18 protein-coding genes and 1 pseudogene are annotated in these 21885 nt (G+C 72.0%); 6 read left to right on the forward strand and 13 right to left on the reverse strand.

The window, feature by feature from the left end; translation table 11 throughout:
* Positions 1–23 precede the first annotated feature (23 nt).
* Positions 24–872 (reverse strand): LLM class F420-dependent oxidoreductase, encoded by an 849-nt coding sequence (locus ACZ4Z3_RS33235; RefSeq protein ID WP_468504519.1) that lies wholly within the window; start codon positions 870–872, stop codon positions 24–26.
* A gap of 215 nt (positions 873–1087) precedes the next feature.
* On the opposite strand from ACZ4Z3_RS33235, the gene ACZ4Z3_RS33240 reads away from it, so the two are divergent.
* A complete protein-coding gene (locus ACZ4Z3_RS33240; RefSeq protein ID WP_468504520.1) occupies positions 1088–2635 on the forward strand; it encodes a CehA/McbA family metallohydrolase in 1548 nt (515 codons plus the stop codon).
* A gap of 123 nt (positions 2636–2758) precedes the next feature.
* Positions 2759–3574: an SAM-dependent methyltransferase gene (locus tag ACZ4Z3_RS33245; protein WP_468504521.1), complete on the forward strand. Its 816-nt coding sequence runs from the start codon at positions 2759–2761 to the stop codon at positions 3572–3574.
* Between the two features lie 29 nt (positions 3575–3603).
* Here ACZ4Z3_RS33245 and ACZ4Z3_RS33250 read toward each other — a convergent pair whose 3' ends face one another.
* Positions 3604–4431 (reverse strand): endonuclease/exonuclease/phosphatase family protein, encoded by an 828-nt coding sequence (locus ACZ4Z3_RS33250; protein ID WP_468504522.1) that lies wholly within the window; start codon positions 4429–4431, stop codon positions 3604–3606.
* A 72-nt stretch (positions 4432–4503) separates the two neighbouring features.
* Between ACZ4Z3_RS33250 and ACZ4Z3_RS33255 the strand changes: the two genes are divergently transcribed.
* Positions 4504–4899, forward strand: a complete 396-nt coding sequence (locus tag ACZ4Z3_RS33255; RefSeq protein WP_468504523.1) for a nitroreductase/quinone reductase family protein — start codon at positions 4504–4506, stop codon at positions 4897–4899.
* Between the two features lie 42 nt (positions 4900–4941).
* On the opposite strand, the gene ACZ4Z3_RS33260 is transcribed toward ACZ4Z3_RS33255, so the two are convergent.
* The 8 genes and pseudogenes from ACZ4Z3_RS33260 to ACZ4Z3_RS33295 all read right to left on the reverse strand — a co-directional run bounded on the left by ACZ4Z3_RS33260 (position 4942) and on the right by ACZ4Z3_RS33295 (position 13430).
* On the reverse strand, positions 4942–5478 hold the full coding sequence (locus tag ACZ4Z3_RS33260; RefSeq protein ID WP_468504524.1) for a 2'-5' RNA ligase family protein: 537 nt from the start codon (positions 5476–5478) through the stop codon (positions 4942–4944).
* A 115-nt stretch (positions 5479–5593) separates the two neighbouring features.
* Entirely contained in the window at positions 5594–6328 is a 735-nt protein-coding gene (locus tag ACZ4Z3_RS33265; RefSeq protein WP_468504525.1) for a class I SAM-dependent methyltransferase, read from the reverse strand.
* Between the two features lie 286 nt (positions 6329–6614).
* Positions 6615–7167 (reverse strand): annotated as a pseudogene (locus ACZ4Z3_RS33270) (HAD domain-containing protein).
* A 43-nt stretch (positions 7168–7210) separates the two neighbouring features.
* Positions 7211–7993 (reverse strand): tetratricopeptide repeat protein, encoded by a 783-nt coding sequence (locus ACZ4Z3_RS33275; RefSeq protein WP_468504526.1) that lies wholly within the window; start codon positions 7991–7993, stop codon positions 7211–7213.
* A gap of 142 nt (positions 7994–8135) precedes the next feature.
* Entirely contained in the window at positions 8136–9605 is a 1470-nt protein-coding gene (locus tag ACZ4Z3_RS33280) for an aldehyde dehydrogenase family protein (RefSeq protein ID WP_468504527.1), read from the reverse strand.
* Positions 9602–11332: an N-acyl-D-amino-acid deacylase family protein gene (locus ACZ4Z3_RS33285; protein WP_468504528.1), complete on the reverse strand. Its 1731-nt coding sequence runs from the start codon at positions 11330–11332 to the stop codon at positions 9602–9604. The genes ACZ4Z3_RS33280 and ACZ4Z3_RS33285 overlap by 4 nt, the downstream gene beginning before the upstream one ends.
* A 76-nt stretch (positions 11333–11408) precedes the next feature.
* Positions 11409–12527 carry an LLM class flavin-dependent oxidoreductase gene (locus ACZ4Z3_RS33290; protein WP_468504529.1) on the reverse strand — a complete coding sequence of 373 codons (1119 nt, stop codon included), beginning with the start codon at positions 12525–12527 and terminating at the stop codon, positions 11409–11411.
* 147 nt (positions 12528–12674) lie between these two features.
* On the reverse strand, positions 12675–13430 hold the full coding sequence (locus tag ACZ4Z3_RS33295; protein ID WP_468504530.1) for an SDR family NAD(P)-dependent oxidoreductase: 756 nt from the start codon (positions 13428–13430) through the stop codon (positions 12675–12677).
* 194 nt (positions 13431–13624) lie between these two features.
* Between ACZ4Z3_RS33295 and ACZ4Z3_RS33300 the strand changes: the two genes are divergently transcribed.
* On the forward strand, positions 13625–14362 hold the full coding sequence (locus ACZ4Z3_RS33300; protein WP_468504531.1) for a hypothetical protein: 738 nt from the start codon (positions 13625–13627) through the stop codon (positions 14360–14362).
* A gap of 160 nt (positions 14363–14522) precedes the next feature.
* Positions 14523–15314, forward strand: a complete 792-nt coding sequence (locus tag ACZ4Z3_RS33305) for a hypothetical protein (protein WP_468504532.1) — start codon at positions 14523–14525, stop codon at positions 15312–15314.
* A 154-nt stretch (positions 15315–15468) separates the two neighbouring features.
* On the opposite strand, the gene ACZ4Z3_RS33310 is transcribed toward ACZ4Z3_RS33305, so the two are convergent.
* The 3 genes from ACZ4Z3_RS33310 to ACZ4Z3_RS33320 all read right to left on the reverse strand — a co-directional run bounded on the left by ACZ4Z3_RS33310 (position 15469) and on the right by ACZ4Z3_RS33320 (position 18488).
* Complete coding sequence (locus tag ACZ4Z3_RS33310) at positions 15469–16173, reverse strand: LuxR C-terminal-related transcriptional regulator (protein ID WP_468504533.1); 705 nt, start codon at positions 16171–16173, stop codon at positions 15469–15471.
* A gap of 117 nt (positions 16174–16290) precedes the next feature.
* Entirely contained in the window at positions 16291–17193 is a 903-nt protein-coding gene (locus ACZ4Z3_RS33315; RefSeq protein WP_468504644.1) for an LLM class F420-dependent oxidoreductase, read from the reverse strand.
* Positions 17194–17237: 44 nt separating this feature from the next.
* Positions 17238–18488 carry an amidohydrolase family protein gene (locus ACZ4Z3_RS33320; RefSeq protein ID WP_468504534.1) on the reverse strand — a complete coding sequence of 417 codons (1251 nt, stop codon included), beginning with the start codon at positions 18486–18488 and terminating at the stop codon, positions 17238–17240.
* Between the two features lie 199 nt (positions 18489–18687).
* Between ACZ4Z3_RS33320 and afsR the strand changes: the two genes are divergently transcribed.
* On the forward strand, positions 18688–21738 hold the full coding sequence (afsR, locus tag ACZ4Z3_RS33325; protein ID WP_468504535.1) for an SARP-family global regulator AfsR: 3051 nt from the start codon (positions 18688–18690) through the stop codon (positions 21736–21738).
* Positions 21739–21885: the final 147 nt, after the last annotated feature.

Raw genomic sequence — 21885 nt, forward strand, 5'->3', positions numbered from 1 at the left:
CCACCCGGCAGACGCGGCGCCGCCTACCCCACGAACCCCGCGTACTGGTCCAGCAACGCCAGCACCTCCCCCTCCCCCGCCGGAGGCAGTTGCACCACCGCCTCCTCGATGCCCAGCTCCGCGTAGTACGCCAGCTTCCCCGCGCTCGGCTGGACCGCGTACGGCACGACCTGCAGCGCCTCCGGGTCCCTTCCCGCGTCGGCCCACGCCCCCCGCAGGGCCGGCAGGGCCTCGCTCAGCCCCCGCCCGCCGATCGGCAGCCATCCGTCCGCGTACTCGCAGATGTGGGCGAACAGCTTGGGCCCGGCCGCGCCGCCGATGAGCGTGCGCGGCCCCACCACCGGGCCCCGCGCCTTCTGCGCCGGCTTCGGGTACGCGAGGCTCGCCCGGACGCTCCCGAACCGCCCCTCGTACGCTGTCGGTTCCTCCGACCACAGCGCCCGCATCAGCGCCATGCGGTCGCGGACGAGGTCGCGCCGGGTGCGCCACTCGACGCCGTGGTCGGCGGCTTCCTCCACGTTCCAGCCGTAGCCGAGCCCGAGGGTGAGGCGGCCACCGGAGAGGTGGTCGACGGTCGCGATCTGCTTCGCGAGGTCGATCGGGTCGTGCTGGGCGACGAGCGTGATGCCGGTGCCGAGCCCGAGCCGCTCGGTGACGGCGGCGGCCTGGCCGAGCGCGACGAACGGGTCCAGCGTGCGGCCGTACTCACGCGGCAGGTCACCGCCCGCCGGGTACGGCGTGGTCCGCTCGACGGGGATGTGGGTGTGCTCGGGGAGGTAGAGCCCCGCGAAACCGCGTTGCTCCAGCTCACGGGCGAGCCTGGTCGGAGTGATCGTCTCGTCGGTGAGGAAGATCGTCACGGCGATGCGCATGGCTCATCTCTACCGTTGCGCGCCCCGCTTGTCCATACCGACTGGTCGGCATAAGGATCAGGCCATCGGACGCGCGGCGCGACCGTCGTGACTCGGCCAACTCGAAAGCCGCCGACCCCTTCCCTTGTCCCGCGGTTCACCACCGCATACGAAGGTGTCCCGCACCACCACCGCACCATCCACGCCACCTCACACGACCACCCGGGGAGCAGCAGGTGTGCGACGACCACCAGGGCGACGCGAGCGACAGGGACGGCGGCGGAAAGGGGCTCGGAAGGCGCGCGCTGTTCGTGACGTCGGCGGCGGCCGCGCTTACGTTGGGAAGCGTGACCTTCGGCAGCAGCGGCGCGGCCGCGGACGGCGACCAGGAGACCCGGACCATCCGGGGCACCCTTCCCACCGGCTCCCCCGACTTCGTGTATCTGCCGGTCGAAGTACCGGCCGGGGTCAGGGAGTTGAAGGTCGTGTACAGCTACGACCGGCCGGCCGTCCCCGCGGGCACGGCCGGCAACGCGCTCGACATCGGCGTCTTCGACGAACGCGGCACCGACCTCGGCGGCAAGGGCTTCCGCGGCTGGTCGGGCGGTGCGCGCACCGAGTTCTTCATCCGCGCGGACGAGGCGACCCCCGGTTACATCCCGGGCCCGGTCCGCCCCGGCACCTGGCACATCGCGCTGGGCCCGTACACGGTGGCGCCGCAGGGACTGCCGTACGAGATCACGATCACCCTGACGTACGGGCCGCCCGGCGAACGCGTGAAGCCGGCGTACCCGCCGGAGCGGGCCGGGGGCCGGGGCCGGGCCTGGTACCGGGGCGACTGCCACCTGCACTCCTGGTACTCCGACGGCCGCCGTACGCCCGCCGAGATCGCGGCGCTGGCGCGGGCCGCCGGGCTCGACTTCATCAACAGCTCCGAGCACAACACGCATTCCGCGCACGCCCATTGGGCCGAGCACGCGGGTGACGACCTGCTGATCCTGCTGGGCGAGGAGGTCACCACCCGCAACGGCCACGTGGTCGCGCTCGGCATGGACCCGGGCACGTTCGTCGACTGGCGCTACCGGGCCCGCGACAACCGCTTCGGCGCGTTCGCCCGGCAGATCCGCCGCGCCGGGGGCCTGGTCGTCCCGGCCCATCCGCACGCCACCTGCGTCGGCTGCAACTGGAAGTTCGGCTTCGGCGAGGCGGACGTCGTGGAGGTGTGGAACGGCGGCTACTCGCCGGAGGACGAGGTCGCCCTCGCCGACTGGGACGGCATGCTCGTGGCGTCCGTGCGGGAGGGCCGTGGCTGGATCCCGGCGATGGGCAACAGCGACGCCCACCGCGACCCCGACCCGGTGGGCCGTCCCCAGACGGTCGTCCTCGCCGACGACCTGACCAGGGACGCCATCCAGGACGGTCTGCGGGCCGGACGGTCGTACGTCGCCGAGTCGAAGGACGTGTCGGTGGCGTTCACGGCGTCGGGCGCGCGCGGCGAGCACGCCGGGATCGGCGAGCGGCTGAAGGTGGACCGCGACACTCCGGTGACCGTCCGTCTGGAGGCCACGGGCGCCCCCGGTTGCCTCATCCGCTTCGTCACCGACCAGGGCGTCCTGTTCACCTCCCCCGCGATCCCGGACTCCGGCACCGGCTCGGCACAGTGGCGGACGACCGCCTCGTACGCGGCGTACGTCCGCGCGGAGGTCCGTCACCCCCCGGTGGTCCCCGGCTTCCCGGGCCCGATGGCGGCGTTCACGAACCCGATCTTCCTCGGGCGGCGGTAGCGGCAGCGGACAGGTAGGGGGAACCCTCGTACGGAACAGTCGTGTTGGGCCTTAGGTTTGGCTCGACACAACCCGTGCGTCCGCAGGTGTGACGCACCTGCTCGGTGGAGGAGAACGGCGCCCATGACCGATCACGCGACCACGCCCGAACCCGAGGCGAAGGAGAAGGTCGACACTTCGGTGCCCGCCTCGGCCCGGATCTGGAACTACTGGCTGGGCGGCAAGGACAACTACCCGGTGGACGAGGAGGCGGGCGACGCGTACGCGGACGCGTTCCCCGGCATCGTGACGATCGCCCGCAGCAGCCGGGCGTATCTGCGGCGCAGCATCCGGTACCTGGTGGAGGTCGAGGGCGTGCGGCAGTTCCTGGACGTCGGCACGGGGCTGCCCACCGCCGACAACACCCACCAGGTCGCCCAGCGCAGCGCCCCGGACGCGCGGATCGTCTACGTCGACAACGACCCGACGGTCCTCGCCCACGCCCGCGCGCTGCTGTACTCGGCGCCGGAGGGGGCCACGGCATACGTCGACGCCAGCCTCTACGAGCCGGAGAGGATCCTGGAGGCGGCCGCGCGGACGCTGGACCTGTCGAAGCCCACCGCCCTGATCCTCAGCGGCATCCTGGGCCACGTCGGCGACTACGACCAGGCCCGCGACATCGTCCGCCGTCTCCTCGCCGGGCTCCCCTCCGGCAGCTTCCTCAACATCAACGACGGCTCCCGCGGCACCGACCCGGACTACGAGCGGGCCCAGGACGCCTACAACGAGACGGGCGCCGTCCCGTACTTCCTGCGCCCCGTCGACCAGATCGAGGGCTACTTCGAGGGTCTGGACCTGGTCGAGCCCGGCATCGTCTCGGTACCGCTGTGGCACCCGGACGAGGACGCGGACACCCCGCAGCCGATCGGCCAGCACGGGGGGTTGGGCCGCAAGCCGTAGGGCAGCGGGCGGCGGAGCCTCGGGGCGGTTCAGGTGGCGGGCGTCTCCGCTCCCAGGTCGGCCACGACGGCCGCGTGGTCGGAGGGCCAGACGCCGTCGATGGGGGCGTCGCCCGCCCGCCGCACGGCCCGTACGTGGCCGAGGCCGTCGCGGCCCGGCGGGGCGACGTGGATGTAGTCGACGCGGACGCGGGGGCCGAAGGTGGGGGCGACGTACGGGTTGGCCGTGTCCCAGGTGGCCGAGGGGGCACCGGGGTCGGCGTACTCCCAGGCGTCGAAGAAGACCTGGCCCGGTACGGCGGGGGCGGTCCGGTAGCCGCCGAGGAGGCGGACCTCGTCGGAGTCGGGCCAGGCGTTGAAGTCCCCGGTGACGACGGGCGGGAACGGGCCCTCGCCCCGGTGCCGGGCGACGAACTCGACGAGCGCGGTGACCTGGCGGCAGCGCAGCGCCGAGGCGTCGGTGGCGGAGCTGAGGTGGGCGGTGAAGAACGGTACGGGCGCCGCCGGCGCGTCCAGCAGCGCGTACAGGGCGCCCCTTCCGCTGCCGTTCGCCCCCGTGGGCAACCCGATGGCCGCCTGCTCCCGTACGGGCCACCGGCTCAGCACGGCGTTGCCGATCCCGACGCCCGGGTCCCCGATCCGCCGCTGCCACGCCTCCGGGTCGCCGTACGACCCCCACGCCCAGTGCAGGCCCAGCTCCCCGGCGAGCCACTCGGCCAGGTTCTCGCCGCCCTGCTGCCACACCTCCTGCAACCCGACGACGTCCGGGCGCAGTTCCCGCAGGACGGCGAGGATCGCCTTCTGCCGTTCCTGCCAGGGCCCGAACCGCCACCACAGGTTCCACGTCACGACCCGCACCGACCACCCACCGCCTCGCGCACTCCGCTGTCCCGTACCGCCTCCTTCCACCGCACAGGGAGAACCACGCCCATGTCCCGCGATCCCGGCCTGAAACAACGCGTCGTCACGGCCTTCCAGCGCCACGTCGCCAACCCGGTCCTGCGCCGCGTTCCGTTCCAGACGGTCCTGGAGACCACCGGCCGCGTCTCCGGCCTCCCGCGCCGCACACCCATCGGCGGCCGCCGCACGGGCGACACGTTCTGGCTGGTCTCGGAGTACGGCGAGAAGTCCCACTACGTCCGCAACATCAAGGCCGACCCGTCCGTACGGCTCCGCCTCCACGGCCGCTGGCACCACGGCACGGCCCACCTCCTCCCGGCCGACGACCCACTGACCCGCCTGAGCACCCTCCCCAGACTGAACAGCACCGCGGTACGAGCCCTGGGCACGAACCTCCTGACGATCCGCGTCGACCTTCACGACTGAGCGGAGGCCGCCCCGAGCCTTTGGGGGCCACGCCCCCGATCGTCAGCGAAGCCCGAAGGACACCCGCCGCCGCCACCGCGCCCCGTCGTGAACCATGAGATCGACCGAGGCCACACGGCCGCTGACGGGCAACCGCCGAAGGAGATCGGCCTCGATCTCGTCCAGCACGGCGTCCTCCTGCCCCTGGGCGACGGTCAGATGCGGAACCACCTCCGTGAACCGTCCGCCGAACGGCGGTGCCTCGGGCCACCGTTCGGCGATCGCTTCCGTGAGCCGCCGGAAGGGCCCGTCCGATCGCGGGGCCAGATACAGGATCCCGGGGAAGCGCCCGCAGTGGTCGAACCGCGCCCCGAAGGACGGGTGACGTCCGATCACCTCGGCGACGGCCGCACACGTACCGCTGTCGACACGGGTCTCGTCGAGGAACGGGAAGAGCACGGTGACATGCGCCGGGACGCCCGCGCGGGCCGAGGGGTCCAGCCGGTCCCGCCACACCCGGACAGCCGTCTCCGCCTCGGGGACCCGCACGACGAGCCCCGTCTGCCCCGCCCGGAACTCGCCGGAATCGTCGTCTGCCATGCCCTCTGGGTATCAGCGGATCCGGCGAGCGTCGATCGAATATCGCCGACTCGACAAAGGTGAGGCCGCTCCCCCACCCCCGCCGGGGGCGCCTGCTCAGGCCACGGTCGCGGCGCTAGTCCCGCTCCGGCCGAACGGCGACGAACACGAACTCCCGCCCCGGGCGGTCCGGGGCGTCCCGTACCTCCGTCAGCGCGTAGCCCTCCGCTGTCAGGTCCGCCTTCACCTCCTCCCGTTCGCGGAACCTCAGCGTGGAGTCGGAGGTCAGCTTCTGACCGTCCGTCCGGAAGACGTAGTGCCGGCGGAACGTCACCAGGGGCCCGTCCACCTCGGTCAGTTCCACCCAGCTCTCGACCTCGCCGACCCCGGGGACGTCCGTCACCCCGTACGACTCCGCCCGGTTCCACCTCTCCCAGGCCCGCGCGGCCGGGTCGCGGGTCTCGAAGACGAACGTTCCGCCCGGCCGCAACGCCTCGTGGGCGCCCCGGAGCGTCCCCCGCCAGGCGTCCGCGTCGACGATCTCCTGGGCCGCGTTGGCCGTCATCGTGGCGAGGTCGACCCGGAGCGGCGGCAGCGCGGTCGCGTCACCGTAAATCCAGCGGACCCGGTCACCGCCGGGCTTGGCCCGCGCCACCTCCAGCGAGGCGAGCGCCGGGTCGACACCCACGACCTCCACGCCCCGCTCCACAAGCAGCAACGCGAACACACCCGTCCCGCAGCCGATGTCCAGCACCCGCCGTGCGCCCAGTTCCTCCCCGAGCCGCAGATAGGCGTCCAGGTCACCGCGGTCCGGGTCGAGCGGGTCGTAGATCCTGGCCAGCAGCGGGTCGTTGAAGATCTCGTCAGCCATGCGCTCACAACTGCCCACGCGGCCAGTCGAATGCACGCGACAGGACGGCACGGCTTCGAACCGCTGGTCGCGACGGCGAGCGCCGATCGCGGATCAGGGGTATCCGCCGCCCGGCGGGCGGGCACCGTCACGGTCACCGCCTCGACCGCCTCCCCGCGCTGGTCCCTGACGGTCGGCCGGGGCGCTCCCGCGACCGTCGACCTCACGCCATGACCGCCCACGCTCGGCCGGCCACACGATGCCCACACCGGTCACCCCGGCGCCCGCACCGGCCGCCCGCCGTCCGTCACTCGCTCTCGGCGAACTCCGCCAGTGCGGCGAAGTCCGGGGCGCGCAGGCCCAGTCGCGGGTCGACGCGCAGGAGCAGCGCGGGCGCGTGGTGGTGGACGGCCACGTGGGCGCGGTCGCGGGTGCCGAGTTCGTCGTCGACCCAGGCGAAGGGGCGGCCGGCGGCGTGGGCGACGAGGTGGCGGGTCTTCCAGAAGAGGCCCGAGTGGTCGGTCGCGATCTCAGGCGTCACGTCCGGCCACTCCACGACGGGGAGTGGCGGCAGCCCGAGGACGGGAGCGATGAACGTGTTGGCCTCGCCGACCCAGGTCGTCGCCCAGATCAGGTCGAACCGTGCGGCTAGGGCGCGGAGTTCGGGGCCGTGGGCCTCGTTGAGCCAGACGCGGAGTGGCTTCACCGCCGCCGGGGGCTGTCCGGGGTGCCGAGCCACCCAGCCGTCCGGCTTCATCCGGTGGGTGGTGTACCCGGGCGGGCCGTCGCTCCGGCTTCGCCGCGTACGGGTTCAGCGGCCCGTCCACGTCGAGGTAGAGGAGCGGCCGGGTCGTCGCCATGTCTCGTCGCGCCCCTTCCGTGGTCCGTACCGGAGGCCACACGCTACCCGGCGCTGCCCGCCTGCGCGTTCTGCCACTGGGTGAGGAGCCGGCGGGTGCCGGCGGCGGTCGGGTGGGCGGCGCCCAGGGTGCGTTCCATCGCGGCGACGATCGCGGTCATGTCGTCGACGGCCGCCCCGTTGTCGGGGCCGGTGCGGTCGTAGCGCAGGATCGTGAGGGAGCTGCGGGCGATCAGGACGAGGTTGTGGTCGGCGCCGAGGTGCTCGGTGCCGACGGTGACGACGTCCTCGTACGCCGCCTCGGCCTCCTCGGTGCGGCCGTCCTGGCCGAGCCACTCCGCGAGGCAGTGCCGGGCGGCCAGGGTGTCGGGGTGGCCGGGGCCGAGGACGGGGGTGATCTCGCCGATGAGTTCGCGTATCGCGGTGAGACGGTCGGGCAGGTTGCCGGTCTCGCCCCGGATCTGGAGGCTCATCAGACGGGTCGAGAGGGTGTCGGGGTGGGCGGCGCCCAGGACGCGCGTCAGGTCCGGCAGGACGGAGTTCAGCCGGTACAGGGCGATGTCGGGCCGTCCCCTCTGCAGGGACATGGCGGCCGACAGGGCGCGGGCGCGCAGTACGGCCGGATCGTCGCCGCCGAGGCGCAGCTGCGCCAGCGCCACCGGGAACGGCACCTCCCGGTTCGCCATCCGGACGAGGGCGACGACCGCGCCCAGGGAGATGAGGAGATGGACCCAGATCAGTTCGCCGATCGGTACGAACAGGGCGCCCACACCGGCCACCACGAGCCCGCCCACCGGCCAACGCCATGCCTTCGACACTCGCTGCATTCGAACATCATTGCGGCTTGGCAAGTCGGCCGGAAGGGCGCGTGGTTGGCCGCTGACGGCCATGTGGTCGACCGCCGGCGAGCGAGTCGACCGCCGGAGATCGCCGAGACGGCCGCCGATGGCCGCCGCCCCGCCCGCCCCCTCACCCCGCCCAGACGATCGCCTGCAGTTCGCTGTAGGCGTGCAGGGCGTACGAGCCCACGTCGCGTCCCACCCCGCTCTTCTTGAAGCCGCCGAACGGCGCCTCCATGTTGCGGCCGACGGTGTTCACGCCGACGCCGCCCGCGCGCAGGCGCCGGGCCACGCGGAAGGCGCGGGCCACGTCGCCGGACCAGACGTAGTCGATGAGGCCGTAGTCGGTGGCGTCGGCGAGCCTCACGGCGTCCTCCTCGTCGTCGAAGGGGAGGACGACCACGACGGGGCCGAAGATCTCCTCCCGGACGACCCGCATGTCGGGTGTGCAGTCGGCGAGGAGGGTGGGCGCGACGTAGAAGCCCCGTTCGAGCGGCGGGCGTTCGCCCCCGGTGACCACGCGGGCGCCCTCCTTGCGGCCCAGTTCGACGTACGACTCGACGCGGTCGCGGTGGGCCGCCGAGATCACGGGGCCGACGACGGTGCCCCGGGCGCGGGGGTCGCCGACCGGCAGACGGTCCGCGTACGCGGCGAGCCGCGTCACCACCTGGTCGTAGACGCCCCGCTGGGCGAGGACCCTCGTCGGCGCGGTGCAGATCTGTCCGCTGTAGAAGGAGAAGGTCGTGCCGATGCCGGCCACCGCCGACGGCACGTCCGCGTCGTCGAAGACGATCGCCGCCCCCTTGCCGCCCAGCTCCATCAACTGGCGCTTCATGTCGCGTCCGCAGACCTCCGCGATGCGCCGGCCGACCGCCGTGGAGCCGGTGAAGCTGACCATGTCGACGTCGGGCGAGTCCACGGCCGCCTCACCGGCCTGCGGGCCGGTGCCGCTCACCACGTTGACCACGCCGGGCGGGATCCCGGCCTCCTCCAGGGCCTCCGCCATGCGGTACACGGACAGGGGGTCCTGGGGAGCGGGCTTCACGACGACCGTGTTGCCCATGGCCAGGGCGGGCGCGACCTTGCCCGCCGGGTTGGCCCAGGGGTTGTTGTACGAGGTGATGCAGGTGACGACGCCCACGGGCTGTCGTACGGCCAGGGCGCCCATCACCGCCGCCCGGCCGAAGGGACCCGCCTCGTTGACCTGGGGGGCGATCGGCTCCTCGACCGGTTCGGGCCTGGCGTACCGCTGGAAGCGGGCGGCGGCCACCGCGACCTGCATGCCCCGCGCGGTGCCGGTCGTCGCGCCGGACTCGGCCCCGGCGAGGTCGGCGTACGGGACGAGCCGGGCGCGGATCAGCTCCGCGGTACGGGCGAGGACGGCGGCCCGCTCGTCGGGGGAGGTGCGCGACCACGCCCCGAGGGCCTCGCGGGCCGCGGCGGCGGCCGCGTGCACCTGGTCCCGCGAGGCCTCCGGTGCCAGCCCGACGACCCCCTCGGTCGCCGGGTCGATCACCTCGTAGTGCCCGTCGTCGGGCTCCACCCAGGAGCCGCCGATGAACAGCCGCTGCGGCTCCGGGGAGCCCGCCCCGGCGCTCACCTCGTGCTCACCGTGCGGGTGTCGCGGCCCGACCGCAGGATTTTGCCGGGCACGGCCCCGGTCACCATGTCGTCGCGGATGGTCTCGACGCCGTTGACCCAGACCGCCCGTACGCCGAGGGCCTTGGAGTCCAGGCGCGGGCTGTCACCCGGCAGGTCGTGCACCAGGGTGGCCTTGCCGGCGTCGATCCGCTCCGGGTCGAAGAGGACGAGGTCGGCATGCCAGCCCTCCGCGATCCGTCCGCGTTCGCGGAGCCCGAACAGCCGCGCGGGGTCGTCGGTCAGCATCTTCACCGCCTGTTCGAGGCCGACGAGCCTCCGGCCGCGCAGACAGTCCCCGAGGAACCGGGTGGTGTAGGGGGCACCGCACATGCGGTCCAGATGGGCGCCGGCGTCGGAGCCGCCGAGGAGGACGTCCTCGTGCCGCCAGGTCTCGGCGCGCAGCGCCCAGGACGCGGGGTCGTTGTCGGTGGGCATGGGCCACAGCACCGTACGGAGGTCGTCGGCGGCGCAGATCTCCACCAGGCAGTGGAAGGGGTCCTGGCCGCGTTCGGCGGCGATGTCCTTCACGACGCGCCCGGTGAGACCCTCGTTCGCGGGGCTGTAGGTGTCGCCGATGACGTACCTGCCGAAGTTGGCGAGCCGCCGGAAGACGCCCGCCTCCTTGCTGTCGGCGCGCCGCAGCAGTTCGGCGCGGACCTCCGGGTCGCGGAGCCGCTCGATCCGCTCGGGCACGGGCAGGCCGAGGACCGGGCCCCAGCCGGGGATCAGGTTGAGCGCGCAGAAGGTGCCCAGCGACATGTTCATGGGGGTGAGGATCGGCATGGTCAGGGCGACCACCCTGCCGCCGGCCTTGCGGGCCCGCTCGCTGGCCTCCAGCTGCCTCGGCACGCGTTCGGGGACGGCCGCGTCGATGGTGAGGACGTTCCAGTTCAGGGGGCGTCCCGCGACCGAGCTCATCTCCACGAAGAGGTCGATCTCCTCGTCGCTGAACTGGTTGAGGCAGCCCGCGACGATGGCCTCGATCTGGGTGCCCTCGTGTTCGCCCACGGCCCGCGACAGGGCGATCAGCTCGGCCGGCCGGGCGTGCCGGGACGCCACCGGCTTGCCGTCGCCGTCGCTGTGCGAGGACGACTGGGTGGTCGACAGGCCCCAGGCGCCCGCCTCCATCGCCTCGTGCAGCAGCCGGACCATGTCGGCGAGCTGCGCCTCGGTGGGCTGCCCGCCGATCGCGTCCGGTCCCATCACGTACCGCCGCAGCGCGCAGTGCCCCACCATGAAACCGGCGTTCACGGCGATCCGCCCGTCGAGGGCGTCCAGGTACTCGCCGAACCCGTGCCAGTTCCAGGGGGCGCCCTCCTCCAGCGCGACCAGCGACATCCCCTCGACCTTGGACATCATCCGGCGGGTGTAGTCGGCGTCCTCGGGCCGGTCGGGGTGGAGCGGCGCCAGGGTGAATCCGCAGTTCCCGCCGGCGACCGTGGTCACCCCGTGGTTGAGGGAGGGGGTCGCGTACGGGTCCCAGAACAGCTGCGCGTCGTAGTGGGTGTGCGGGTCGACGAAGCCGGGGGCGAGGACGAGCCCGGCCGCGTCCTCGGAGGTGCGGGCCTGTTCGGTGACGGTGCCGATGACGGCGATACGGCCGTCGCGCAGGCCCACGTCGGCGGTGTACGCGGGCGCGCCGGTCCCGTCGACGACGGTCACACCTTTGATGACGTGGTCGAGCATGCCTCGCTCCTTCCGGGTGCCTGGGGACGATGGGGGTGCCGCCGTGCCGCCGTGCCGTCGTGCCGTGGGGGCAGCCTCACCCGGCCGCGCGGAACCGCGACGTCCGGTGCACGGGGTCCGTGTCGATCTTCGGGATGACGTGCTCCCCGACGAGCCGGATCGTCTGCAGCGTCTCCTCCTTCGGCACCCCCACCGGCAGTCCGAAGCTCAGCTGGTCCGCGCCGGCCTGCTCCCACCGCTTGCACTGGGTGAGCACCTCGTCCGGGTCGCCGCAGATGAGCAGTTCCTCGGCGATGAGCAGCTCGATGAACTCCTCGTCGTACGGCGGCAGCGTCTCGGGCCACACCGGGAACCCCTCGGGGCGCGGGAACGTGTCGTGGTAGCGGAACACCAGCGAGGGCAGGTAGTGCAGACCGCCGTTCACGGCGATCCGTACGGCCTCCTCGTGCGTCGGCGCGCAGATGGCCGTGGTCGTCACCATGACGTTGTCGTTGACGAAGTCGCCGACGGGTTCGGCGTCGACGACCGCGGTCTTGTACTGCTCCAGCACCCACTCCATGTCGGAGACCTTCTGCACGCTGAAGCCGAGCACACCGAGCCCCTTGCGCGCGGCCATGGCGTACGACGGCGGCGACCCGGCGGCGTACCACATCGCGGGGTGGGACTTCCCGTACGGCTTGGGCAGGACCTTGCGCGGCGGCAGCGACCAGTGTTTGCCCTGGAAGCCGACGTACTCGTCCTGGAGCCACATCTTGGGGAACTCGGCGATGGTCTCTTCCCAGATCTCCTTGGTGAAGTTCATGTCGGTGACGCCGGGGATGAACCCGAGGATCTCGTGGGAGCCGGCGCCGCGGCCGCTGCCGAACTCGAAGCGGCCCTCGGAGAGGTGGTCGAGCATGGCGACCTTCTCGGCGACCTTCACCGGGTGGTTGACCTGGGCGAGCGGGTTGAAGATGCCGGAGCCGAGATGGATCCGCTCGGTGGCGTGCGCGAGGTAGCCGAGGAAGACGTCGTTGGCCGAGAGGTGCGAGTACTCCTCCAGGAAGTGGTGCTCGGAGGCCCAGGCGTACTTGAAGCCGGACCTGTCCGCCTGGATGACGTACTCGGTCTCCTCCATCAGCGCCTTGTGCTCCGCGAGCGGGTCGGTCTCGGCCCGCTTGCCCACGTACCCCTGTACAAAGAGCCCGAATTCCACGGAGGTTCACCGTCCCCACAGCCCGTGGCCGCGCCGGGCGGCACAGCCTTTCTGACGATGCGTCAGATTCTGATACGGCCGACTGTTCCACCGGGCCCGTGGAGCGTCAATAGCTGATGGTCCGTCAGGTCAACCGCCGGCAAGGGTTCAGAGGAGGCTGACCCCGGCGAGCCATCCGCCGTCGATCACGAAGGGCTGCCCGGTGATGTAGGAGGAGTCCTCGCAGGAGAGGAAGAGGGCGAGGCGGGCGATCTCGTCGGGGCGGCCGATCCGGCCGAGCGGGATCCGCTTGCGGTAGAGCTTGTCGACGGCCTCGGCGGACACCCCCTCACCCGGGTCGGTCATCGCGGTGTCGACGGCTCCGGGACAGACGGCGTTGACCCGGATGCCCTTGCGGGCCAGCTCCAGCGCGGCGACGCGGGTGAGACCGACGATGGCGTGCTTGGTCGCGGCGTAGGCGCCGACGTACGCCATGCCGGTCAGGCCCGTGTACGACGCGGTGTTGACGATGGTGCCGCCGCCGGCCGCCTCGATCTCGGGGGCGAGGGTCCTGATCCCGAGGAAGACGCCGACCTGGTTGACCCGTACGACCTGCGTGAACTCGTCGAGGGACGTGTCGACGAGGGCGTTGAAGCGCAGGACTCCGGCGTTGTTGACGAGCCCGTCGACCCGGCCGTACGCGTCCTTGGCGGCGGCCGCGGCGGCCGTCCAGTCCTCCTCGCGGCCCACGTCGAGATGGACGTAGAGGGCGCCGATCTCCTTGGCGAGGGCCTCGCCCTGGTCGTCGAGGACGTCGGCGACGACGACCCGGGCCCCTTCCGTCCGGAACAGCCGGGCCTCCTGTTCCCCCTGCCCCCGTGCGGCACCTGTGACGAGGACGACACGTCCGTCGAGCTTGCCCATGTGGACTCCCTTCGCGCGGCGTTGGCCGAGGTCAGCGTACCGCTGAACTGACGATCCGTCAGGTACGCACAGACCGCTTGCATATGCGACTCAAGTGACCCGCCAGTAGGGATATTTGACTCTGTCGAGATTCTTTGCAGACCCCAATAATCCTCCGTCGGAAGGTAAAGCCACCCCCAAGGAGTGAACGCAAGATGGCGAAGAGGCGGTTCAAGAACAAGAAGGTCCGGTACGTCGCGATCGGGGCGTCGGTCGTGACGGTCACCGCCGCTGCCGCCGTACTGCTTCCTTCGGCCAACGCCGCCGAGGAACTGACAGCCGACCAGATCATGAGGAAGTGCGAGAGGACGGCGGTACTGAACGGGAAGAAGCAGACCACCGCCGATTTCGGCGGCGGCCTCGGGGACGGCTTCGAGTCCGACACCTGCGATTTCGTCGAAACCAAGTTCGAGACATTCGACGGCCCCACCGAGAAGGTGACCGTCGACTTCCCGAACTGCGAGCCGAACGCCACCGCGCCGGCCAAGGTGACGACCGAGTTCTCGAAGGCGATCGGCCAGGGCCAGGGCAAGTACACCTCGACCCAACAGGGTGCTCTCGGCGGCCTCTTCAGCGCGCTCAGCGGCTCCTGGGTGAAGCACAAGGGCACCCTGGACATGACCGTCAAGACGGCCACAGCCAGCGAGTCCGAGCAGCGCGAAGTGCCCGTGGGCAAGGTCATGCACGTGACGTTCACGCCGAAGATCCAGCGCATGACCGGCGAGTGGCGCGTGCATGTCGACGCCAAACCCGGCGGCTTCGCGACCAACCCCACGCCCGAGCAGAACTTCGTCGCCGAGGAGGTCGTCGAGGGCCCGGTGATCCTGGCGAGCGCCGCGGGCACGCCCGGACTCGCGGACGGCACCTCCAAGGTCGTACTGGAGGACTGCTGACCGGCACCGCCCGGCCCCCGAACCCCAAGACACCCCCACGGGATCCGCACCGCCTCCCCCCTCCCGACGGTGCTCCCCCCCCTCCCGACGGTGCTCCCCCCTCCCCGGGAACACCTCACCACCAGCCTTTTCCGCTCGATCACCCCTGCAGGAGACACGCATGACGAACACCGGGCGCCGCGGCAACCACCGCAGCAAGAAGAAGCGCGTCACCCTCGTGCTGGCCCCGATCGCCGCCCTCGGCATGGCCGTCCCGCTGATGTACAGCGCGGGTGCCGCCACCCCGAACGAGGTGGCCACGGACTGCCGCACGGACTCGGACAAACTGGAGAACTGCCAGTTCGTCGACGTCCAGGTCAAGCGGGACAGCCTCGGCCCCAACGAGCGGGTCACCAGCGTGAGCGACAACTGCGGAAGCACCACCGCGGCGACCAAGTCCTTCAGCGGAACGGCCTCCGTGACCCGCACCATCCAGCTCGAGGACGGCTTCACCGTCGACGGCAGCACCAAGCTCGGGAACTCGTTCTTCGAGATCGGCGTCAAGTTCGCCACGCAGGAGATCAACATCAAGCGTGACGACACCACGTCCTCGTTCTCCTTCACCCGAAGCGACACGGTGCAGCCGGACCACATCGCCTTCTTCATGTGGTCCCACAAGCGCACCGACGTGAGCGGGTTCCTGAAGGCCACGTACAAGGAGGAGCAGGACGGCCAGAAGGTCTTCTTCTCCCCGAGCGAGGGCGCGACCACCGTGCACGTCTTCTATCCGCAATTGCTGCAGAGCGGCACCCCGGACGGCCGGCTGTGGCTGCGCAACGTGAAGTGCGGAACGCCTCAGGCCAACGGCATCATCAACAGCGAGAACAGCGCCCGCGCGGAACCCGGATTCGGTCAGGGCGGCGAGAACGTGACCGATGTCGAGGTGTCGCTCTCGGATGTCTCCGTGCAATAGCGGGTGCGGCTCCAAGCCGAATCCGACGCCTCGAAAGCCCTGAAAGGAAAATGACGGAATGCCGGCCGGTGTGAAATTCGGTCACCGGTCGGCTGATTTCGGGCGAGCCTCCGCATGGACGTGGAGGCTCGTTCTCATCTGCGAATGGGTGCGTTCACACGCGGACCGCGGGGGTCGCGCCCAGCCAGCGGAGGACCGCTTCGGTGCCTCCGCGGACGTCGAGCTTGGCGTAGATGTTGCTGAGGTTGTTGCGGACGGTCTTCTCGCTCAGCCGCAGCCGCAGTCCGATCTCCTGGGCGCCGAGTCCGGTGGAGAGGAGCTCCATGATCTGCCGTTCACGGGGCGAGAGCAGCGACCGCAGCCGCTCCCCGGTCTCCCCGCCGTCCGGCATCCGCTGGGCCGCGTCGCGGAGCGCGGCGCAGGCGACGGGCGACAGATAGGTGTGCCCGACCGTCGCGGCCATGACAGCCGAGGAGAGCATGCAGGCGCAGTAGTCGCCCTCGACCAGATAGCCGGCCCCGCCCCGGAACGCCTCGACGACCGTCCCGGTGTCCCTACGGGGGGTCACCACGATCACCGGCGCGCTCATGGCCCCCATCGTCCTCAGCAGCTCCGGGAAGGAGTCGGACGGGTCGGCGCAGCTCAGGACCACGACATCCGCGCCGGACGCGCGCAGGCCGCGGTAGGGCGGGGCCATGGGCACCGCGCGTGTGACGTACGGATCGTCGGGCTCGGGCCAGTCGGCGTGGGGCCAGTCGCCCTCGGCGCAGGCGAGCGCGACGGTCAGTCCACGCGACGGAGCTGCGGAAACGGTGGTGCCGACGTGCTGGGAAGTGAGGACGTGCCGGGGGGATCGCACTTCGCGTGTCCTTCCGCCGAAGCCATGACGTACGTACATACGTGACTCGGGCGTCAGTTGTTCGAAGTTTCAATAAGAGATTGTCTGGCTGTCAGACAGGTTCCCCCGGTTGGCCGGTCACAGCAGCGGAGCCACTCGCTCCCCGAACTCCCCCATCTGGTCGGTGAGTTCGGCGCGCCCCCGGCTGCGGAACCGCACCTGGATCTGGTCAACTCCCATCGCCGCATACCCCCGGAGCGACTCCGCGAGCGCCTCCGGAGGGCCGCTGAGCGTGCGGCGGCCGACGTCCCACGCCGGCTCCCCTATGTACAGCGGCTCGGTGATCGCGCCGACCGTGAACGGGGCGGTGACCCCCGCCTCCTCCCGCAGCCGCCGCAGCCGGGCGATCTGCCCCGGCAGCCGGTCGCGCGGGTCGCCCTGCGGCAGCCAGCCGTCACCGCGGACGGCGGCCCGACGGACGGCCGCCGGGGAGGAGCCGCCGACCCACACCGGGACACGGGCCTGCGCGGGGCGGGGCCGCTGGCCCAGGTCCTCGAAGTCGTACGCCTTCCCGTGGTGGGCGGGGAACTCGTCCGGGCCGAGCGCCGCCCGCAGCGCGTCCACGCACTCGTCCAGGACGGCACCCCGCCGCTCGAAGTCCACGCCGAGCACCTCGAACTCCTCCCGCACGTGCCCGGCGCCCACACCGAGGATCAGGCGCCCGCCCGCGAGGTGGTCGAGGGTCGCGTACTGCTTCGCCGTCAGCAGCGGATGCCGCAGCCCGACGACCGCGACATGGCTGAGCAGGCGGACGCGTTCGGTGACGCCGGCCAGGAAGGCGAGCGTGGCGACCGGGTCGTACCAGACGGTGCCCATCGCCTCCGCGAGCCGCCGAGGGATCGCCACGTGGTCGCAGCTCGCGATGTAGTCGAACCCCGCCCGGTCGGCGGCCCGCGCGATCTCCACCAGATCCTCGGGCCCGGCGTCCGCCTCCCAGGGCTCGGCGTAGAGCGTGCTCTGCGACTGGACGGGCAGCTGCATCCCGTAGCGGAGCGGCTCCCTCGCCGGGGGCGCGCCGGTCCCGTTCACGCCGTGCTCCCCGGCCCCGGCCAGAGCCCGTCGTCGGTCAGGCCCAGCAGGTCGATGGCGTTCCGGCGGACGATCCGGTCGACGACGTCGGGTGCGAGGTGCCCCATCTGGGCCTCGCCGACCTCACGAGACTTGGGCCAGGTGGAGTCGGAGTGCGGGTAGTCGGTCTCGTAGAGGACGTTGCCCACGCCGATGGCGTCGAGGTTGCGCAGTCCGAACGCGTCGTCGAAGAAGCAGCCGAAGACATGCTCGGCGAACAGCTCGGACGGCGGCCGGTGGACCTTGTCCGCCACACCGCCCCAGCCGCGGTTCTCCTCCCAGACGACGTCCGCCCGCTCCAGGATGTAGGGGATCCACCCGATCTGGCCCTCGGCGTACATGACCTTGAGGTTCGGGAACTGCTCGAACTTGCCGCTCATCAGCCAGTCGACCATCGAGAAGCAGCAGTTGGCGAAGGTGATGGTGGAGCCGACGGCGGGCGGCGCGTCGGCGGACGTGGACGGCATCCGGCTGCTGGAGCCGATGTGCATCGCGATGACCGTGCCCGTCTCGTCGCAGGCGGCGAAGAAGGGGTCCCAGTCGTCGGTGTGGATGGAGGGCAGACCCAGATACGGCGGTATCTCGGAGAACGCGACGGCCCGCACCCCGCGCGCGGCGTTGCGGCGGACCTCGGCGGCGGCGAGTTCGGCGTCCCACAGGGGGATGAGGGTGAGCGGGATGAGCCGGCCCCGCGCCTTCGGGCCGCACCACTCGTCCACCATCCAGTCGTTGTACGCCTTCACGCCCAGCAGGCCCAGTTCGTGGTCCGCGGCCTCGGTGAAGGTCTGGCCGCAGAAGCGCGGGAAGGTCGGGAAGCAGACGGCGGACTGGACGTGGTTGACGTCCATGTCGGCGAGGCGCTGCTCCACGTCGTACGAGCCGGGGCGCATCTGCTCGAAGGTGATGATCTCCAGCTTGATCTCGTCCCTGGAGTAGCCGACGGCGGTGTCGAGGCGGGTCAGGGGGCGGTGCAGGTCCTCGTACACCCACCAGTCGCCGACGGGGCCGTCGTCTCCGGGGGCGCCCATGACGGGCCGGAAACGGCCGCCGAGGAACGTCATCTCCTTCAATGGCGCGCGGACGACGCGGGGGCCGATGTCCCGGTACTTCTTGGGGAGCCGGTCCTGCCAGACGTGCGGGGGCTCCACTGTGTGGTCGTCGACCGAGATGATCTTCGGGAATACCGTCTCGCTCTCCATGGTCTCCATGTGCGCCACGGTAGCGCTGATCTGACGGATCGTCAGCTCCCGTGGCGGTCATTGCCGCGTTCCCGGAGAGTCGAGGAGAGGTTGTGTGGACCTGGTGACATCCCGGACGGCTCCCTGTGATCGGGGTCTCGCACGGCTGACGTATCTGCCATGAACAAGGCAAACTGGCCTGGATATCAGAGGGCCTTGGGGGGCGTCGATGGGCGGTGAGTCGCGAGTGCCGGAGGCTGGTGAGCCGCGGGTGCCGGAGCAGCGGGGTTCCGGGGAAGAGCGGATTCCGCTGCCGGCGCCCGGACCGACGGATCCGGATCCGGAAGCGGCCCCGGAACCGGAGGCCGGGACTGCCGCGGCGCTCCGGTTCAGCGTGCTCGGACCCGTGCGCGCCTGGCGCGGCACCGAGCCCCTCGCCACCGGCTCACCGCAGCAACGCGCCCTGCTGGCCGCGCTGTTGCTCCGTGAGGGCCGCACCGCCACCGCGAGCGAACTGATCGACGCGCTGTGGGGCGACGACCCGCCGTCCCAGGCGCTGGCCGCCGTGCGCACCTACGCGTCCCGGCTGCGCAAGGCCCTCTCCCCCGACGTCCTGGTCAGCGAGTCCGGCGGCTACGCGATCCGCTCCCTGTCCGGCGGCGCGCTCGACCTCGCCGTCGCCCAGGACCTCGCCGCCGACGCCGAGAAGGCCAAGAGCTCCGGGGACCTGTACCAGGCCCGTCTGCTGCTGAACAAGGCGCTCGGCCTGTGGGACGGCGAGGTCCTGGCGAGCGTGCCCGGCCCGTACGCGGAGACCCAGCGGGCCCGTCTCGACGAATGGCGGCTCCAACTCGTCGAGTCCCGGCTCGACATGGACCTGGAGCAGGGCTGCCACGCCGAGGCCGTGTCCGAGCTGACCGCCCTGACCGCCGCGCACCCCCTGCGGGAGCGGCTGCGGGAACTGCTCATGCTGGCCCTGTACCGCAGCGGCCGGCAGGCCGAGGCCCTCGCCGTGTACGCCGACACCCGCCGCCTGCTCGCCGACGAACTCGGCGTGGACCCGCGGCCCGGCCTGCGTGAACTCCAGCAGCGGATCCTGCGGGCCGACCCGACCCTCGCCGAGCCCTCCGCCCCGCTCGCCGCCGAGTCCTCCGCCACCGCCGTGCGCCCGGCCCAGCTCCCGGCGACCGTACCGGACTTCACGGGCCGGTCGTCCTTCGTGTCGGAGCTGAGCGAGGTGCTGTCGGCGGCGTCCGCCGCCGAGGGCCAGGTCATGGCCGTCTCCGCGCTCGCGGGCATCGGCGGCGTCGGCAAGACCACCCTCGCCGTGCACGTCGCCCACCAGGCCAGGCCGGCCTTCCCCGACGGACAGCTGTACGTCGACCTCCAGGGCGCCGGCGCCCGGCCCGCCGACCCGGAGACCGTCCTCGGTTCCTTCCTGCGGGCCCTCGGCACCGCCGACTCGGCGATCCCCGACTCCCTGGAGGAGCGGTCCGCGCTCTACCGGTCCGTCCTGGACGGCCGCCGGGTCCTGGTCCTCCTCGACAACGCCCGTGACGCCGCCCAGGTCCGGCCCCTGCTGCCCGGCACCGCGGGCTGCGCGGCCCTGGTGACCGCCCGGGTGCGCATGGTCGACCTGGCCGGCGCGCACCTCGTCGACCTCGACGTCATGTCCCCGGACGAGGCGCTCCAGCTGTTCACCCGGATCGTCGGCGAGGAGCGGGTCGCCGCCGAGCGGAAGGCCGCCCTCGACGTGGTCGCCGCCTGCGGTTTCCTGCCGCTCGCCATCCGCATCGCCGCGTCCCGACTCGCCGCCCGCCGCACCTGGACGGTGTCCGTCCTCGCGGCGAAGCTCGCCGACGAGCGCCGGCGGCTGGACGAGCTCCAGGCCGGCGACCTGGCCGTGAAGGCCACCTTCGAACTGGGCTACGGCCAGCTGGAGACGGCCCAGGCCCGTGCCTTCCGCCTGCTGGGCCTGGCCGACGGCCCGGACATCTCGCTCGCCGCCGCGGCCGCCGTCCTGGACCTCTCCCCGGAGGACACCGAGGACCTGCTGGAGATCCTCGTCGACACCTCCCTCCTGGAGTCCGCCGCTCCCGGCCGCTACCGCTTCCACGATCTGGTGCGGCTCTACGCGCGTGCCTGCGCGGAGCGCGACGAGCAGCCGCCCGGTGAGCGGGACGCGGCCATGTCCCGGCTGCTGGACTTCTATCTGGCGACGGCGGCGGAGGTGTACGCGATCGAGCGGCCCGGGGACCGGCTGGCGGACGACCTGGAGCCGACCGAGTACCCGGGGCTGCGCTTCAGCGGCCGCCAGGAGGCCCTCGACTGGCTGTACTCGGAGGCGAACTGCCTGCTGGCCTGCGCCCGTCAGGCCTTCGCCACCGACCGGCTGCGCCGGGGCGTGGACCTGCTGTGGGCCGCCAAGGACCTCGGCGAGTCGGGAGCCAACTCGAAGCAGTACGAGTCCGCCGCACTGGCGGCCAGGGACGCCTCCCGCGCCGCCGGCGACCCCCGTACGGAGGGCCGGGCCCGGACGACGCTGATCAACGTGCACCTGGTGGCGGGACGCTACGACGACGCGGAGGACGAGGCGCGCCGGGCCGTGCACCTGGCCGAGCGGGCCCAGGACCCCACCGCTCTCTACTGGGCCAGCAACGACCGGGGGATCATCGCGCTGATCCAGGGCCGGAACGCCGACGCCGAGGACTGTCTCCTCGCGGCCATAGAGGGGTCGCGGGCGGCGGGCAACCGGCCCCTGGAGGCGAGCGCGCTGTGCAACCTCTCCCGGGTCCACCTGGCCATGGGCCGCACCGGCCGCGCGATCGCCCTCGCCCAGCAGGGCATCGACCTGTACGACCGCCTGGGGCTCACCCTGCGGCTGGCCAACGCGCGCTACGCCCTGGGGCTCGCCCTCACGGAGGCGGGGCGCACCTCCGAGGCGCTGGACGAACTGGCCGAGGCCCTGCAGATGTTCGGGACCAACCGTCAGCGCCTGTGGGAGGGGACGACGCACTTCCGTATCGCCCAGGCCCATCTGGCGGGCCACCGCCCGGCCAGGGCGGCCCAGCACGCCGAACAGGCCCTGGCGATCGGCTGCATCGGCGGCGACCGGATGCGCGCCAACGTCCTGACGGCTCTGGGGCGGTCGCTGGACGCCCTCAGCCAGGCGGACCGCGCCCGCGCCTGCTGGCGGGAGGCCCTGACGCTGTACGAGCAGGTCGGTGCCCCGGAGGCCGCCGAGGTGAGGGCACTGCTCTCACCGGCCTCCGCGGCCTGAGGCCCCTCGTGGGCGGGGGCGTTCATCGATTGTTTATGCGCGCCTGCCATGCTCAGCGCAGTGATCCGTCGCGTCGGGGGGCAGGCGGGTCGTCGGCCCTCACGATCCTGTGTGAGGGCCGACCCGGCCTCGGTCCGGCGACCCCTC

The organism is Streptomyces sp. NPDC030296 (assembly GCF_055572815.1).

Excerpts from the sequence above, each read along its gene's own strand:
- ACZ4Z3_RS33235 (WP_468504519.1), bottom strand. The coding sequence starts at position 872 with ATGCGCATCGCCGTGACGATCTTCCTCACCGACGAGACGATCACTCCG.
- ACZ4Z3_RS33245 (WP_468504521.1), top strand. The coding sequence starts at position 2,759 with ATGACCGATCACGCGACCACGCCCGAACCCGAGGCGAAGGAGAAGGTC.
- ACZ4Z3_RS33255 (WP_468504523.1), top strand. The coding sequence starts at position 4,504 with ATGTCCCGCGATCCCGGCCTGAAACAACGCGTCGTCACGGCCTTCCAG.
- ACZ4Z3_RS33260 (WP_468504524.1), bottom strand. The coding sequence starts at position 5,478 with ATGGCAGACGACGATTCCGGCGAGTTCCGGGCGGGGCAGACGGGGCTC.
- ACZ4Z3_RS33265 (WP_468504525.1), bottom strand. The coding sequence starts at position 6,328 with ATGGCTGACGAGATCTTCAACGACCCGCTGCTGGCCAGGATCTACGAC.
- ACZ4Z3_RS33275 (WP_468504526.1), bottom strand. The coding sequence starts at position 7,993 with ATGCAGCGAGTGTCGAAGGCATGGCGTTGGCCGGTGGGCGGGCTCGTG.
- ACZ4Z3_RS33285 (WP_468504528.1), bottom strand. The coding sequence starts at position 11,332 with ATGCTCGACCACGTCATCAAAGGTGTGACCGTCGTCGACGGGACCGGC.
- ACZ4Z3_RS33295 (WP_468504530.1), bottom strand. The coding sequence starts at position 13,430 with ATGGGCAAGCTCGACGGACGTGTCGTCCTCGTCACAGGTGCCGCACGG.
- ACZ4Z3_RS33300 (WP_468504531.1), top strand. The coding sequence starts at position 13,625 with ATGGCGAAGAGGCGGTTCAAGAACAAGAAGGTCCGGTACGTCGCGATC.
- ACZ4Z3_RS33305 (WP_468504532.1), top strand. The coding sequence starts at position 14,523 with ATGACGAACACCGGGCGCCGCGGCAACCACCGCAGCAAGAAGAAGCGC.
- ACZ4Z3_RS33315 (WP_468504644.1), bottom strand. The coding sequence starts at position 17,193 with ATGCAGCTGCCCGTCCAGTCGCAGAGCACGCTCTACGCCGAGCCCTGG.
- ACZ4Z3_RS33320 (WP_468504534.1), bottom strand. The coding sequence starts at position 18,488 with ATGGAGACCATGGAGAGCGAGACGGTATTCCCGAAGATCATCTCGGTC.
- afsR (WP_468504535.1), top strand. The coding sequence starts at position 18,688 with ATGGGCGGTGAGTCGCGAGTGCCGGAGGCTGGTGAGCCGCGGGTGCCG.